The organism is Burkholderia sp. HI2761 (assembly GCF_002223355.1).
In the GTDB taxonomy this organism is placed as follows: Bacteria; Pseudomonadota; Gammaproteobacteria; order Burkholderiales; family Burkholderiaceae; genus Burkholderia.
Genome location: NZ_NKFN01000007.1, coordinates 1,760,840 through 1,775,789, shown reverse-complemented (window position 1 = coordinate 1,775,789; position 14,950 = coordinate 1,760,840). Strand labels below are relative to the sequence as shown.

The 14,950-nt window shown below is 68.7% G+C and carries 12 protein-coding genes; 8 read left to right on the top strand and 4 right to left on the bottom strand.

Annotation, left to right across the window (positions count from 1 at the left end):
* Nucleotides 1–54 precede the first annotated feature (54 nt).
* The 7 genes from CFB46_RS25605 (at nucleotide 55) to CFB46_RS25575 (ending at nucleotide 9,897) form a co-directional block, all read left to right on the top strand.
* Complete coding sequence (locus tag CFB46_RS25605) at nucleotides 55–798, top strand: Crp/Fnr family transcriptional regulator (protein ID WP_089501701.1); 744 nt, start codon at nucleotides 55–57, stop codon at nucleotides 796–798.
* A 185-nt stretch (nucleotides 799–983) separates the two neighbouring features.
* Nucleotides 984–4,232 (top strand): efflux RND transporter permease subunit, encoded by a 3,249-nt coding sequence (locus CFB46_RS25600; protein WP_089501700.1) that lies wholly within the window; start codon nucleotides 984–986, stop codon nucleotides 4,230–4,232.
* Nucleotides 4,233–4,268: 36 nt separating this feature from the next.
* The gene (locus CFB46_RS25595) at nucleotides 4,269–5,501 is read left to right on the top strand and encodes an efflux RND transporter periplasmic adaptor subunit (protein ID WP_089501699.1); all 1,233 of its coding nucleotides are present in this window, start codon (nucleotides 4,269–4,271) and stop codon (nucleotides 5,499–5,501) included.
* 5 nt (nucleotides 5,502–5,506) lie between these two features.
* Nucleotides 5,507–7,009, top strand: coding sequence for an efflux transporter outer membrane subunit (locus tag CFB46_RS25590; protein WP_089502355.1), 1,503 nt, complete (start codon nucleotides 5,507–5,509; stop codon nucleotides 7,007–7,009).
* Nucleotides 7,010–7,036: 27 nt separating this feature from the next.
* A complete protein-coding gene (locus tag CFB46_RS25585; RefSeq protein WP_027782937.1) occupies nucleotides 7,037–7,732 on the top strand; it encodes a heavy metal response regulator transcription factor in 696 nt (231 codons plus the stop codon).
* Nucleotides 7,729–9,210 (top strand): heavy metal sensor histidine kinase, encoded by a 1,482-nt coding sequence (locus tag CFB46_RS25580; protein WP_089501698.1) that lies wholly within the window; start codon nucleotides 7,729–7,731, stop codon nucleotides 9,208–9,210. Before CFB46_RS25585 ends, CFB46_RS25580 begins: the two co-directional genes overlap by 4 nt.
* A gap of 99 nt (nucleotides 9,211–9,309) precedes the next feature.
* Nucleotides 9,310–9,897: a LysE family translocator gene (locus CFB46_RS25575; RefSeq protein ID WP_027782935.1), complete on the top strand. Its 588-nt coding sequence runs from the start codon at nucleotides 9,310–9,312 to the stop codon at nucleotides 9,895–9,897.
* Nucleotides 9,898–9,909: 12 nt separating this feature from the next.
* Here the strand turns inward: CFB46_RS25575 and CFB46_RS25570 are convergent, their stop codons facing one another.
* A complete protein-coding gene (locus CFB46_RS25570) occupies nucleotides 9,910–10,755 on the bottom strand; it encodes an AraC family transcriptional regulator (protein ID WP_089501697.1) in 846 nt (281 codons plus the stop codon).
* Nucleotides 10,756–11,124: 369 nt separating this feature from the next.
* Here CFB46_RS25570 and CFB46_RS25565 point away from each other — a divergent pair, with 369 nt between their 5' ends.
* Nucleotides 11,125–11,919 carry an SDR family NAD(P)-dependent oxidoreductase gene (locus tag CFB46_RS25565; protein ID WP_027782933.1) on the top strand — a complete coding sequence of 265 codons (795 nt, stop codon included), beginning with the start codon at nucleotides 11,125–11,127 and terminating at the stop codon, nucleotides 11,917–11,919.
* 39 nt (nucleotides 11,920–11,958) lie between these two features.
* Here the strand turns inward: CFB46_RS25565 and CFB46_RS25560 are convergent, their stop codons facing one another.
* The 3 genes from CFB46_RS25560 to CFB46_RS25550 all read right to left on the bottom strand — a co-directional run bounded on the left by CFB46_RS25560 (nucleotide 11,959) and on the right by CFB46_RS25550 (nucleotide 14,883).
* Nucleotides 11,959–12,333, bottom strand: coding sequence for a hypothetical protein (locus CFB46_RS25560; RefSeq protein ID WP_089501696.1), 375 nt, complete (start codon nucleotides 12,331–12,333; stop codon nucleotides 11,959–11,961).
* Between the two features lie 234 nt (nucleotides 12,334–12,567).
* Complete coding sequence (locus CFB46_RS25555) at nucleotides 12,568–13,638, bottom strand: AI-2E family transporter (RefSeq protein WP_089501695.1); 1,071 nt, start codon at nucleotides 13,636–13,638, stop codon at nucleotides 12,568–12,570.
* Between the two features lie 135 nt (nucleotides 13,639–13,773).
* Nucleotides 13,774–14,883: an NADH:flavin oxidoreductase/NADH oxidase gene (locus CFB46_RS25550; RefSeq protein WP_089501694.1), complete on the bottom strand. Its 1,110-nt coding sequence runs from the start codon at nucleotides 14,881–14,883 to the stop codon at nucleotides 13,774–13,776.
* Between the last annotated feature and the right edge of the window lie 67 nt (nucleotides 14,884–14,950).

Here is a 14,950-nt window from a genome sequence, read left to right as displayed (position 1 = left end):
ACAGAGTGCCGCTCGAGCGCTGCGCGTTATCCCTATCCTCGCAAACCCGCACCCATGCACGACCACCCCGACGCGGCCGCCGCCCCGGCCGACACGCTTCCCGAACCGGGCCCGCTGCCGCCGCTGGCGACGCTGTTCGGCCAGTGCGCGTGGTTCCGCACGCTGGCGCCCGAACACCAGGCGCTCGTGCTGGCCCAGTCGCACGTCGAGCAGTGCGAAGCCGGCGACGTGATCGCGCAGCGGCTCGCGCCGTCCGAATACTGGATCGGCGTCCATCAGGGGCTGCTGAAGCTCGCGATCTTCAACGTGTCGGGACGCGGCTGCACGTTTTCCGGCGTGCCGTCGGGCGGCTGGTTCGGCGAAGGCAGCGTGATCAAGCGCGAGCTGCGCAAGTACGAGGTCGTCGCGATCCAGCGCTCGACCGTGCTGTTCGTGCCGGTCGACACGTTCCATGCGCTGCTCGATGCGAGCCTGCCGTTCACGCGCTTCGTGATTCATCAGTTGAACAACCGGATGGGCGAATTCATCGCGTCGATCCAGAACAGCCGGCTGCTCGACGTCGACGCGCGGGTCGCGCAGGCGCTCGCGCAGCTCTTCAATCCCGCGCTGTACCCGGATACCGGCCCCTCGCTGTCGATCTCGCAGGAGGAACTGGGGATGCTCGTCGGCGTGTCGCGCCAGCGGATCAACCAGGCGCTGCAGCAGCTCGAGAAGGTCGGCGCATTGCGGCTCGCGTACAACCAGATCGAGGTCGTCGATCTCGATGCGCTCGCCCGCTTCGGCATGGAGCAGCTGTGAGCGCCGCCCGATGCGCGAAACCGCCGCCGTCGCGACGGCGCATTCCGTCCGCGGAATCGGTCGGCGGCCAGCGCGCCCCAACCTGACAATTCAGCCAGTTTCGCGACAGTAACCCGTGCCGGGCCGACGCCTATCATTCGGGTTCCCTTCACCGACGCCCGATCACCGCCTGTCCCGCCGCCTCCATGTGGATCGTCAATCTCGCGCTCAGGCGCCCCTACACGTTCATCGTCATGGCGATCATGATCGTGCTGGCCACCCCGCTCGCGCTGATGCGCACACCGGTCGACGTGCTGCCCGCGATCAACATCCCGGTGATCAGCGTGATCTGGAATTACAGCGGCTTCTCCGCGACGGAGATGACGAACCGCATCACGGCCGTGCATGAACGGATCCTGACGACGACCGTCAACAACATCCAGCACGTCGAATCGACGTCGCTGCCCGGCATCGCGGTGGTGAAGGTGTTCCTGCAACCGGGTGCGAACGTGCAGACGGCCATCGCGCAGACGGTCTCGTCCGCGCAGGCGATCGTGCGGCAGATGCCGCAGGGCGCGACGCCGCCGCTCGTGATCACCTATTCCGCGTCGAGCATTCCGGTGATCCAGCTCGGGCTGTCGAGCAAGACGCTCAGCGAACAGTCGCTCGCCGACATCGCGCTCAACTTCCTGCGCCCGCAGCTGATCACGGTGCCGGGCGTGCAGATTCCGTTCCCGTACGGCGGGCGCACGCGCGTGGTCGCGATCGACCTCGATCCGCAGGCGCTGCTCGCGAAGGGCCTCACGCCGGCCGACATCGTCAACGCGGTCAACGCGCAGAACCTCGTGCTGCCGACCGGCACCGCGAAGATGGGTCAGACCGAGTACCGGATCGACACGAACGCGTCGGCCGATACGATCGCCGACATCAACGACCTTCCGGTCCAGACCGTCAACGGCGCGACGACCTACCTGCGCGAGGTGGCGTCGGTACGCGACGGCTTCGCGCCGCAGACCAACGTCGTGCGCCAGAACGGCCAGCGCGGCGTGCTCATCTCGATCCTGAAAAGCGGCGACGCGTCGACGCTCAAGGTCGTGTCGGACCTGAAGGCGCTGCTGCCGAAGGTGATCCCGACGCTGCCCGAGGGACTCACGATCACGCCGCTGTTCGACCAGTCGGTGTTCGTCAACGCGGCCGTCCAGGGCGTGATCCACGAGGCACTGATCGCCGCCGTGCTGACCGCGATGATGATCCTGCTGTTCCTCGGCAACTGGCGCAGCACGCTGATCATCGCGATCTCGATCCCGCTGTCGATCTTCACGTCGCTGATCGCGCTGTCCGCGCTCGGCGAGACCATCAACATCATGACGCTCGGCGGGCTCGCGCTCGCGGTCGGCATTCTCGTCGACGACGCGACCGTCACGATCGAGAACATCGAGCGGCATCTTCATCTCGGCACGCGCCGGGCCGCCCCAAGCGTGCCGAGCAGCCCCCTCGGGGGGCAGCGACCGGAGGGAGCGTGGGGGTCGTCGTTCAGTACGGACCTGCACGAAGCGATTCTCGAAGGCGCCGGCGAGATCGCGGTGCCCGCGCTCGTGTCGACGCTGTGCATCTGCATCGTGTTCGTGCCGATGTTCTTCCTGACCGGCGTCGCGCGTTTCCTGTTCGTGCCGCTCGCCGAAGCCGTGGTGTTCGCGATGCTCGCGTCGTACGTGCTGTCGCGCACGCTGGTGCCAACGCTCGCGATGCTGTTGTTCCGCCCGCAGCAGGCGGGCACCGGCCCCGACCATTCGACGTCGCGCTTCGCACGCATTCATCACGCGTTCAACGATGCGTTCGAACGGCTGCGCGCGTGGTACATCGTGCTGCTCAGCATCCTGCTCGTGCGCCGCCGCTTCTACGCGCTGTGCTTCCTCGGCTTCTGCGTGCTGTCGACGGGCCTCGTGTTCGTGCTCGGCCGCGACTTCTTCCCGAACGCCGATTCCGGCAACATCCGTCTGCACATGCGCGCGCCGACCGGCTACCGGATCGAGGAAACCGCACGCCTCGCCGACCAGGTCGAGCGCGTGATCCGCGAAACCGTGCCACCCGACGAGCTCGGCGCGATCGTCGACAACCTCGGGCTGCCGGTGAGCGGCATCAACCTGTCGTACAGCAACGCCGGCACGATCGGCACGCTCGACGGCGAGCTGCTGATCGCGCTGAAACCCGGCCACCGCGCGACCGGTCACTACGTGCAGACGCTGCGCACGCTGCTGCCGCAACGCTTCCCGGGCGTCGAGTTCTTCTTCCAGCCGTCGGACATCATCACGCAGATCCTCAACTTCGGGCAGCCGGCGGCGATCGACGTGCAGGTGCTCGGCAACGATCTCGCGAGTAACATGACCATTGCGAGCAGCCTGATGAAAAAGATCAGGCAAATCCCCGGCGCCGTCGACGTGCACGTGCTGCAACGCAACGACGAGCCGACCCTGCTGGCCGACATGGACCGTACGCGCATGCAGCAGCTCAATCTCTCCGCGCAGAACGTCGCGCAGAACATGCTGATCTCGCTGTCGGGGAGTTCGCAGACGACGCCGTCGTTCTGGATCAACCCGCGCACCGGCGTCCAGTACCCGCTGCAGATCCAGACCCCGCAATACAACATCTCGTCGGTCGACGACCTGCTCGGCACGCCGATCTCGGCCAGCGGCCGCACGGGCATGCCGCTGCAACTGCTCGGCAATCTGGTGCGGGTGCGCAGTACCGCGGATCCTGCGGTGATCACGCACTTCAACATCCGCCCGGCGATCGACGTGTACGTGAGCGTCGAGGGCCGCGATCTCGGCGCGGTCGCGGGCGAGATCGATCGCATCGTGACCGATGCGCGCGCGACGCTGCCGCGCGGCACCGGCCTCGCGATGCGCGGCCAGATCGAGACGATGCGTACGTCGTATCTCGGCCTCGGCGCGGGCGTCGCGATGGCGATCGTGCTCGTCTACCTGCTGATCGTCGTCAATTTCCAGTCGTGGCTCGACCCGCTGATCATCGTCAGCGCGATGCCGGCCGCGCTCGCCGGCATCGCGTGGATGCTGTTCGTCACCGGCACGCACCTGAGCGTGCCCGCGTTGACGGGCGCGATCATGACGGTCGGGGTCGCGACCGCGAACAGCATTCTCGTCGTGTCGTTCGCGCGGCAACGCCTCGCGGACGGCGCGCCGCCGCTCACGGCCGCGCTGGAGGCCGGCGCGACCCGGATCCGGCCGGTGCTGATGACGGCGCTCGCGATGATCATCGGGATGGTGCCGATGGCGCTCGGTCTCGGCGAAGGCGCCGAGCAGAACGCGCCGCTCGGCCGCGCGGTGATCGGCGGGCTGCTGTTCGCGACCGTTTCGACCTTGCTGTTCGTGCCGCTCGTGTTCGGCGGCGTGCATGCGCGGCTGGCCCGGCGGCGCGCGCGCCAGGCCGGACACTGACTTTCGCCCCACTACCCGGTTGAACTGGTTGAATTCATGGAAGAGAAACATCACAGCACCGTCGGCATCCACGTGGACGAACGCGGCATGAACCTGCCGGCGCGCGCGTCGGTATCGCGACGCGCGCGCATCGTCGTGATCGTGATCGGCGTGCTGCTGGCCGCCGGCGCCGCGCGCACGCTCATCGTCAACGGGCTCAACCGCAACCGGCTCGACGCGGTCGCCGAGCAGAACACGCGCCAGTACGTGAGCGTCGTGCATCCGGTCGACGCGGCCACCGGCGGCAAGCTGACGCTGCCCGGCACGCTGCGCGGCTTCGTCGAGGCGCCGATCTATGCGCGCGCCAGCGGCTACGTGCTGCGCTGGCAGGCCGACATCGGCGCGCACGTGAAGCAGGGGCAAACGCTCGCCGAACTCGATACGCCGGAACTGAACCAGGAACTGGCGCAGGCCACCGCGCAACGCCAGCAGGCGCAAGCCGCGCTCGCCCTCGCGAAGACGTCGTTCGACCGCGCGCAGCAGTTGCGCCAGCGCGATGCCGTATCGCAGCAGGAACTCGACGACCGGCAAGGCGCATTCAGCCAGGGCACCGCGAACCTCGCCGCGGCCGATGCGAACATGCGCCGCCTCACCGAGCTGAAGGGCTTCCAGCGGATCGTCGCGCCGATCGACGGAATCGTCACGCAGCGCAACGTCGACGTCGGCGATCTCGTCAGTTCCGGCAACGCGGGCCGCGCGCTGTTCTCGGTCGTGCAGGCCGACCGGCTGCGTCTGTACGTGCAGGTGCCGCAGGCGTATGCGCAGCAGGTGAAGGTCGGCCAGCATGTGAGCGTCGCGCAGGCCGAGCTGCCCGGGCGGACGTTCGACGGCACGATCACGCGCACGTCCGAGTCGATCGATGTCGCGACGCGTTCGCTGCAGATCGAGATCACGCTGCCGAACCCGGACGGGCAGCTACTGCCCGGCGCCTACGTGCAGGCGACGCTGCCGATGACGCCGGTCGGCCGCCTGCAGGTGCCGGCCAGTACGCTGCTGTTCCGCGCCGAAGGCCCGACGGTCGCGACCGTCGATGCGAACGGCGAGGTGCGTCTGAAGCAGGTGACGGTCGTACGCACGATCGGCCAGACGCTCGAAATCGACGGGCCCGTCACGCCGAACGACCGCCTCGTCGCGAACCCGAGCGACGCGCTCGCGAACGGCGACCACGTCGTCGTGCAGGCGCCGGCGGCGGCGCAGCCGGCCTCGGCGGTCGCCGGAGCGAAGTCGTGATCGCGATGCGCACCCGCGTGCGGCCGGCGGCGCTCGCCGCCGTCGTCGCGGCCGCCGCCCTCGCCGTCGCCGGCTGCACGGTCGGCCCGGATTACCGGCGTCCGGCCGTCGACACGCCGGCCGCGTGGCGGCTCGACCCGGCCGACGGGTACTGGCACCCGGCCGCACCGGCCCGCGCGCCGCTCGATCCGGCCTGGTGGACCGCGTTCGGCGACGCGCAGCTCGACGCGCTGGAAACCGACGCGCTGCGCAACAACCAGAACCTGAAGGCGGTGGCCGCGCGCTACGACCAGGCGAAGGCGACGCTTGCGTCGGTTGGGTCGGCGCAATATCCGGCCGTCGGCCTGAACGCGAGCGGCCAGCGCTTCAAGATCTCCGCCGACCGGCCGCAGACCAACTACGCGACGAAGAGCATGTCGACCGTGCAGAACGAGATCCAGGTCGGCGCGGCGGTCAGCTACGAACTCGACCTGTTCGGTCGCGTGCGGCGCAGCGTCGAATCCGCGCAGGCCGGCTCCGAGCAGGCGCGCGACGATTTCGCGAACGCGCGCCTCGTGCTGAGCGCCGATCTCGCATCGAGCTATTTCGCGCTGCGCGAACTCGACACCGAGATCGACGTCGTCAAGCGCTCGATCGAGTTGCAGCAGAAGGCGCTCGATTACGTGAGCGCGCGCCACGACCTCGGCGCGGTGTCGGGCCTCGACCTGCTGCAGCAACGCGCGCAGCTCGACGCCACGCGTACGCAGGCCCAGTTGCTGATCCAGCAGCGCGCGCAGGTCGAAACCGCGATCGCGACGCTGGTCGGCACGCCGGCCCCCGCATTCTCGCTGCCGCCGCGCGTGGTGCCGATCAACGCGCCCGCGCTGCCGACCGGCATGCCGAGCGACCTGCTGCAGCGGCGCCCCGACGTCGCGTCGGCGGAGCGCGCGATGGCCGCCGCGAACGCGCAGATCGGCGTCGCGCGCGCCGCGTATTTCCCGCGCATCACGCTGTCGCCGGACATCGGCTGGGACGCGACGCGCTTCGCGGGCCTGTTCACCGTGCCTGCGCTGCTGTGGTCGGTCGGCGGGTCGCTCAGCCAGCCGCTGTTCGAGGGCGGCAAGCTGAAGGCCGGCGTCGATTTCGCGCAGGCCGGCTACGTGGCCGCGCAGGCCGGCTACCGCCAGACCGTGCTCACCGCGTTCCAGGAGGTGCAAAATGCGGTGACCGGCCTGTCGGTGCTGGCGCAGGCGGCGCAGCAGGCATCCGCGGCGGTCGACGACGCGCGCAAGCTCGTCTCGCTCGCGCAGGACCGTTACGCGGGCGGCCTGACGCCGTTCATCGACGTGCTGACGGCCCAGCAGCAATTGCTGACGAGCGAGCGCCAGGCCGTGCAGATCCAGGGCCAGCGCGCGGCGCTCGTCGTGTTTCTCGCGAAGGCGCTCGGCGGCGGCTGGGACGGCGGTGCGGCGAACGGCCCCGCGCCGTCGGACGTCGCGGCGGCCGGCCCGGCGAACACGAGCCCTTAACCGGATTACCCGGACAACGGATCGAACATGAAAGTACTGATCGTCGAGGACGAACCGAAAGTCGTCGAATACCTGAAGAGCGGCCTGACCGAGGAAGGCTGGGTCGTCGACACCGCACTCGACGGCGAGGACGGCGCGTGGAAAGCCGTCGAATTCGACTACGACGTGGTCGTGCTCGACGTGATGCTGCCGAAGCTCGACGGCTTCGGCGTGCTGCGTGCGTTGCGCGCGCAGAAGCAGACGCCCGTGATCATGCTGACCGCGCGCGATCGCGTCGACGATCGCGTGCGCGGCTTGCGCGGCGGCGCCGACGACTACCTGACCAAACCCTTCTCGTTCCTCGAACTGATCGAACGGCTGCGTGCGCTGACGCGCCGCGCGCGCGTGCAGGAATCGACGCTGATCTCGATCGGCGACCTGCGCGTCGACCTGATCGGCCGCCGCGCGACCCGCGACGGCGCGCGGCTCGACCTGACCGCACAGGAATTCCAGCTGCTCGGCGTGCTCGCGCGGCGCAGCGGCGAGGTGCTGTCGAAAACGACCATCGCCGAGCTCGTGTGGGACGTGAACTTCGACAGCAACGCGAACGTCGTCGAGACGGCGATCAAGCGCCTGCGCGCGAAACTCGACGGCCCGTTCGCGGACAAGCTGCTGCATACGATCCGCGGCATGGGCTACGTGCTCGAGGCGCGCGAGGACGGCGACACGGAGCGGCGCGCATGAAACGCTCGATCATCCTGCGGCTCTCGGCGATGTTCGGCATCGTGTCGCTGCTCGTGTTCACGCTGGTCGGCTGCGGGCTGTTCGTGATGATGGAGCGCCAGCTGTTCGCCGAATTGCGCGCGACGATCGACACGCGCGCCAAGGTCGCCCAGATGATCGTGTCGCACGCGACCACGGCCGCGCGCGGCCGCATGATGCAGGAAAAACTCGCGGATCTCGAACCGCCCGACGGCTCGACGCACTATCAGGTGATCAGCGACGACCCCGCGTTCCGCTTCGGCAGACCGGTCAACGGCGTACCGCTCGATCCGCCGGTCGGCGCGTACCAGCGCTACCAGCTCAACGACAGCAGCTACGCGGTGATGACGAAAACCATCACGCTGGCCGGCGCCGACGAGCGGCCGACGCTGCAACTGGTCGTCGCGACGTCGTGCGAGCGTACCCAGCGGATGCTGCGCCGCTTCGGCTGGACGCTGGCCGCGCTGATCGCGACGGCTACCGTCATCACGCTGCTGTTGAGCCGCGCGGTCGCGCGCTTCGGGCTCGCGCCGCTCGACCGGCTGTCGCAGGACGCCGCAAGCGTGAGCGCGACGAACCGCCGCCAGCGGCTGCACACCGACGCGCTGCCGACCGAGCTGCGCGATCTCGCGACGTCGTTCAACGGCGCGCTCGAACGCATCCAGCAAACCTACGCGCGGCTCGAAGCGTTCAACGCGGACGTCGCGCACGAGCTGCGCACGCCGATCAGCATCCTGATCGGCCAGACCCAGGTCGCGCTGACGAGCCGCGACCGCTCGGTCGACCGGATGCGCCAGACGCTGCAGTCGAACCTCGAGGAATTCGAACGGCTGCGCGTGATCATCAACGACATGCTGTTCCTGTCGCGCAGCGACCGCGGCGAACGCGCGACCGACCTGAAGGACGTGTCGCTCGCCGACGAGGTGCGGCGCATGCTCGACTTCCTCGAAATCCCGCTCGACGAGGCGCAATTGCGCGCCGAACTGCACGGCGATGCGCGCGCGGCCGTCGATCCGTCGCTGTTCCGCCGCGCGATGACGAACCTGCTGATCAACGCGATCCAGCATTCGGCGCCCGGCGCGACGCTGAACGTGACGATCACGCGCCGCGACACGCTCGTCGACATGGCCGTGTCCAACCCCGGCGAGCCGATCGATCCGGTGCAGCGCTCGCACGTGTTCGAGCGCTTCTACCGGCTCGAGGAAGCGCGCGCGAACAGCAAGGAAAACCACGGGCTCGGGCTGTCGATCGTTAAGGCCGTGGCCGAGATGCACGGCGGCGGCGTGTTCGTCGCATGCTCGGGCGGCGTCAACACGTTCGGCTTCTCGGTGTCGACGCAACCGTACTCGGGCGGGCCGCTGCGTCCGGCCGACGCTGTCGGCCCGCCCGGTTCCACCGGTTCCACCAGTCCCGCCGATCCGCACGCGCGGCCGGCGCACGCGCCGCGCGCGATGCACTGACCGCGGCCCCGCGCCGCCGAGGGCAGTTTTCTTCAATACGGGCCGACGCGGCGCCCGTAGTCTCGATGCGACTTTCGACATTTCGCATGGAGACACCTGATGAGCATTCTGGTTTCGATGGCCGCGTTCGCGCTCGCCTCGTCGATCACCCCCGGCCCCGTCAACATCGTCGCGCTCAGCGCGGGCGCGCGCCACGGTCTCGGCGCGAGCCTGCGCTACGCGGCCGGCGCGACGCTCGGCTTCGTCGCGCTGTTCCTGCTGATCGGCCTCGGCCTGCACGCGGCGCTCGCGCGCTGGCCCATGCTGACGACGGCCACGCAGTGGTCGGGGATCGCGTTCCTGCTGTTCATGGCGCTGCGGCTCGCGCTCGACGACGGCCAATTGTCGGCCGATCCGGACGTGGCCGGCCCGTCGGCCGCGGCAGGTGCTGCGATGCAGTGGCTCAATCCGAAGGCATGGCTCGCGTGCGTGGCCGCGATGGGTGCGTATGCGGCCGACGGCGACCGCGCGCAAATCTGGCAGTTCGCCGCGCTGTATCTGGTGATCTGCTTCGCATCGATCGCATGCTGGGGCTATGCGGGCGCGTCGCTGCGGCACCGGCTCGCGAACGCGCGACGCATGCGCGTGTTCAACCGGCTGATGGCGCTGCTGCTCGCGGGCAGTGCGCTGTTTCTGCTCGACGTGTAGCCGCGGCGGCATTCAGCGCATCGCGCTGCGGTACTGCCCGGGCGTCGCGGCCGCGATCCGCCGGAATGCGCGCTGGAAATGCGCCTGGTCCGCGAAGCCGGCGTCGAGCGCGACTTCGGCGATCGGCCGGCCGCGGCGCAATTCGGCGCGGCCGTACTGCACGCGCCGATCGATCAGGAACGCATGCGGCGTCATCCCGTAACGCGCATTGAACGCGCGGATCAGGTACGACGGCGACAGGTCGGCCGCCGCACAGATCGCATCGAGCGTGACGGCCTCGCGGCAATGGCCGGCGATGTAGTCGGCCGCGCGCGCGAGCTTCGCGTTGTCATCGCCCGGCCGCGAAGCAGGCAGTTCGCGATCGAGCGCGCCGTGCAGCGCCGTGAAGAATTCGACCGCCGCGCTCTCCTTGCCGAGCGCATCGATGCCGGGCGACACGAGCGTGCGGTAGAAGCCGCCAAATTGCGAGAACAGGTCGCCGCGCTCGGTCAACTTCGGCGAAAATCCGTGAAAATCGCGATTCGGATCGCGGCCCAGCGCGTGTTGCAGCCGCGCGAGCCACGGCACGTCGACATAGACCATCCGGTACGCCCACGCGTCGGGGCCGTACGGGTTGCATGCGTGTACCTGCTCCGGATCGATGATCACGAGCACGCCGCGCCCGACGTGTGCGTTCGTCGCGCCGTTCACGTACGTGCTCGTGCCGCCGACGATCGCGCCCACCGAAAACGTGTCGTGCGTGTGCTTCGCGTAGCAGATCGCGCGCCCGTCGTCGACGGTGCGCGCCTCGATGAACGGCAGCGCGGTATCGCGCCAGAACGGCGACGGTACGGCGGATCGGTTGGCGATACGGCTCACGCGGCGGGCTCCCGGGTCGGACGACGAACGCTCACCGTACAAGACCGTGCAGCGTAGCGCAACCATACCGCCCGGCTTCGACGTTCAGCGCGATTGCGCCCACGAAAATGAGCGTGGGCGCAATCCTGCCCCGCCGATTTTTCGACACAAGATGCGGAACATGTCGCGCTTAGGCTGGAACAGCTCCCGCCCTGCACCCACTTGCAGGCATTCCGCGTGCTCGGCGTTCGAGTCGGGGGAATCGGTCTTCGCATCGACGCCGCCGACACGCTCGCGAGTTAGCCTATTGACCGGAATTTGCCTAAGCTTTGAATTCCGTCCGCCGCGGCTCGCGCGGCGGTTCCCGTTCACTCTTCCCCCGCCACGCTCATGCAGATCGATCTGAAAGGCAAGACCGCGGTCGTCACCGCTTCCACCGCCGGCATCGGGCTCGCGATCGCCGAAGGGCTCGCGCGCGCCGGCGCACACGTCGTCGTCAACGGCCGCAGCGACTCGTCGGTGCAATCCGCGCTCGAGAAACTGCGCGACGCCGTGCCCGGCGCAAGCTTCGACGGCGTCGCCGCCGACCTGTCCGACGCGGCCGGCGTCGCGCGCCTCACGCAGCACACGCCGGATGCCGACATTCTCGTCAACAATGCGGGCATCTACGGCCTGAAGGCGTTCTTCGACATCGACGACGCCGAATGGGAACATTATTTCCAGATCAACGTGATGTCCGGCGTGCGGCTCGCGCGGCATTACCTGAAAGGAATGATCGAACGCAATGCCGGGCGCGTCGTGTTCATTTCGTCGGAATCGGGCCTGAACATCCCCGTCGACATGATTCATTACGGATTCACGAAAACCGCGCAGCTGTCGATCGCTCGCGGCCTCGCGAAGCTCGCGGCCGGCACCCGCGTGACGGTCAATTCGGTGCTGCCGGGGCCAACGATGTCGGAAGGCGTGCGCGCGCTGCTGAAGACACAGGCCGACGAAACGGGCCGCAGCATCGACGACGTTGCCGTGGAGTTCGTGCGCAGCGAGCGCGCGAGTTCGATCATCCAGCGGCCGGCGACGACGGAGGAAGTCGCGAACCTGGTCGTGTACGTCTGCTCGCCGCAGGCCTCGGCGACGACCGGCGCGGCGTTGCGCGTCGACGGCGGCGTGGTCGACACGATAGCGTGACGGCAGTATGACGGGCTCGCGCGGCGCGTGGCCGCCGCGCTATCGCGACGCGCTCTTGCCCGACTGAAGCGCGCCTTTGCGATCGGCGTCCATGCAGGTATCGAAGCCGGACTGCGTGACGACGCCGGCCTTGTCGAACACGACGAAGTACGACCGGTGATCGTTGCCGTGCTCGATGAAGTAGTTGTAGCAGACGCCGCTGCCGTTACGGACCATCCAGACGCTGCGCGGGTTGCCGGCGGCGCGGACGACGTCGGCGCGCGTCGCGCCGTGCCGCGACGCGGCCCGTGCAAGCGGCGTGCGCGAATACGAGAACGGCAGCCACGAGTCGAACCACGCACAGCCATGCAACATCAGGCAGCTGGCCGCCAGGGACAGCGTCGCTGCGGGACGGGACATCGAAATCAATCGCATGCTCGGGAAATCTGCTGCGCCATACCGGCGTGATCGAAAGCCCCATGCTACTCGACCTTTGGGTCCGGATCGAAAAGAAATGTAGAGATCTTTATCCGAATCCCTGCGGTTGCTGGCTTCCGCGACCGCCGAATCGTCACCAATCGTGACAAACCGGTGCAAGCGTGCACGCGCATCCGCACCGCTGCACCGCTGCACCGGTGCATCAGCTCAGTGCAACGGCATGCGCGATGATCAAGCGATCCATTCGGCCCACAGCATCGTCAGCACCGTCATCAGCGCAGGCCCCACGAACAGCCCGATCAGGCCGAACGTCTCGGCGCCGCCGAGGATACCGAACAGCACGAGCAGGAACGGCAGCCGTGTCGAACCGCCGATCAGTACCGGCCGCACGAAATGCTCGGCGATGAACACGACGATGAACCCGAGCGCCGCCACCCCGACGGCCCACATGGTGGCCCCCTGCACGAACAGCCAGAGCGCCGCGCCGCAGAACACGATCGGCGCGCAGAACGGCAGCATCGCGGCGACCGCCGTGACGAGCCCGAGCAGCGCCGCGTGCGGAACGCCGGCGAGCGCATAGGCGACGCCGAGCAACGCGCCCTCGCCGAGCCCGACGACGACGAGCCCGGTCACCGTGCCGTACACGGCCGCAACCATGCGCTCGATCAGTTCCGCGCCGTTGCGCCCGAACGCGCGCCGCGCGCCCTGCAGCAATGCGCCCGACAGCTTGTGGCCGGCGCGCAGGATCACGAACAGCGTGACGAGCATGAAACCGAATTCGAGCAGCACATGCGCGAGCTTCGTGCCGAATTGCCGGCCGAACGCGATGAATCTCTCGCCGTTGACGCCGTGCATCGCGGTAGCCGCATGCAGCGGATGGCCGAGATTGGCCTGCCACCATTCGGTGATCTGCGCGGCGCCGTACGGCAGGCGGCCGACCACCTCCGGCAGCGGAATGCCGTTGTCCTGGATCGTGTGCAGCCACTCGCGCAGGTCGTGCGCCTGCGCGATCGCCTGGGTCGTCGCGACGGCCACCGGCAGCACGACGAGCAGCGAAATCCCCGCCGTGATGACGGTCGCGATCAACGTCGGCCGATCGCGGAACAGCCGGTGCGATTCGAAGCGTTTCAGCAGCGGCCACATCGCGATGGCGATCACGCAGGCCCATGCGATGGCGGGAATGAAGTCGCGGATCACCCACAGCGCGAGCACCAGCAGCGCCGCATACAGCGCGACGCGGGCGATCTGCTGGGCGCGCGGCCGCGCGGCGGAATCGGGAGACGACGGGACATGTGCAGCCATGGCACCTCTGTCGAAATGAAAAAATGGCGGTTCGTCGAGGCAACCGGCCTGAACGAACCGCCATTCTATCCATCGGCGCCGGATCGGCGGCACGCGCGATGCGCGGGGCCAGCCGGCGCGACGTCGACGCCCCGCTCAGGCTGCCTCGTCGGCGATCCGGTAGCGCTCGAGCCAGTGCGCGTACGGCGCGGGCAGCGTCCACGACGGACGCTCGACGCCGAGCTGCCTGGCCGCGTGATACGGCCAGTGCGGATCGGCCAGGTGCGCGCGGCCGACCATCACGAGATCGAGCTGCGCTTGCTCGACCACGCGGTTCGCCAGTTGCGGCGTGTCGATCCCCCACGCGGACGACACCGGCAGCCCGGCCTCGCGGCGCACGCGCTCGGCGATCGGCGCGAGGAACGCCGGGCTCCACGGAATCCGGGCAGTGGGCGTCGAGAAGCCGACCGACACGCTCAGCATGTCGAGCCCTTCCCGCTTCATCCGCTGCGTGAGCGCGATCGACTCGGCGAGCGTCTCTTCGTCGCGGCCGTCGTATTCGATCACGCCGAGGCGCGCGGTCAGCGGCAGATGTTCGGGCCAGACCTTGCGAACGGCCGCGAGCGTGTCGACGAGAAAGCGGCCGCGGTTGTCGGCCGAACCGCCGTATTCGTCGGTGCGCTGGTTCGAATGCACCGAGAAGAAGCTCTGGCCGAGATAGCCGTGCGCGAAGTGCAGTTCCAGCCATTCGAAACCGAGGTCCCGCGCACGCTGCGCGGCGGCGACGAAGTCGGCCTGCACGCGAGCGATGTCGTCGTGCGTCATTTCACGCGGTACCTTCGGCAGGTGCGCACCGAACGGCACCGCCGACGGCGCGATGGTCTGCCAGCCGCGCGGATCGCCATCGGCGATATGGTCGTCGCCTTCCCACGGGCGGTTCGCGCTCGCCTTGCGGCCCGCGTGCGCGATCTGGATGCCGGGCACCGCGCCGGCCGCCTTGATCGCCGCGACCGACGGCGCGAACGCGTCGGCCTGCGCGTCGTTCCACAACCCCGCGCAGCCCGGCGTGATGCGCCCTTCCGGCGACACGGCCGTCGCCTCCGCGATCACGAGGCCCGCGCCGCCGCGCGCGATGCCGGCCAGATGCACGTGATGCCAGTCGTTGACGACGCCGTCCTCGGCGACGTACTGGCACATCGGCGGCACCGCGATGCGGTTGCGCAGCGTGACATCCTTGAGTTTGAACGGTTCGAACAGGGCAGACATCCACGACTCCTTTGCTGGGTTCTGCAAAACGGCTGGGAATGCGCCGTGCGGTGTGGTGCGCACGGCG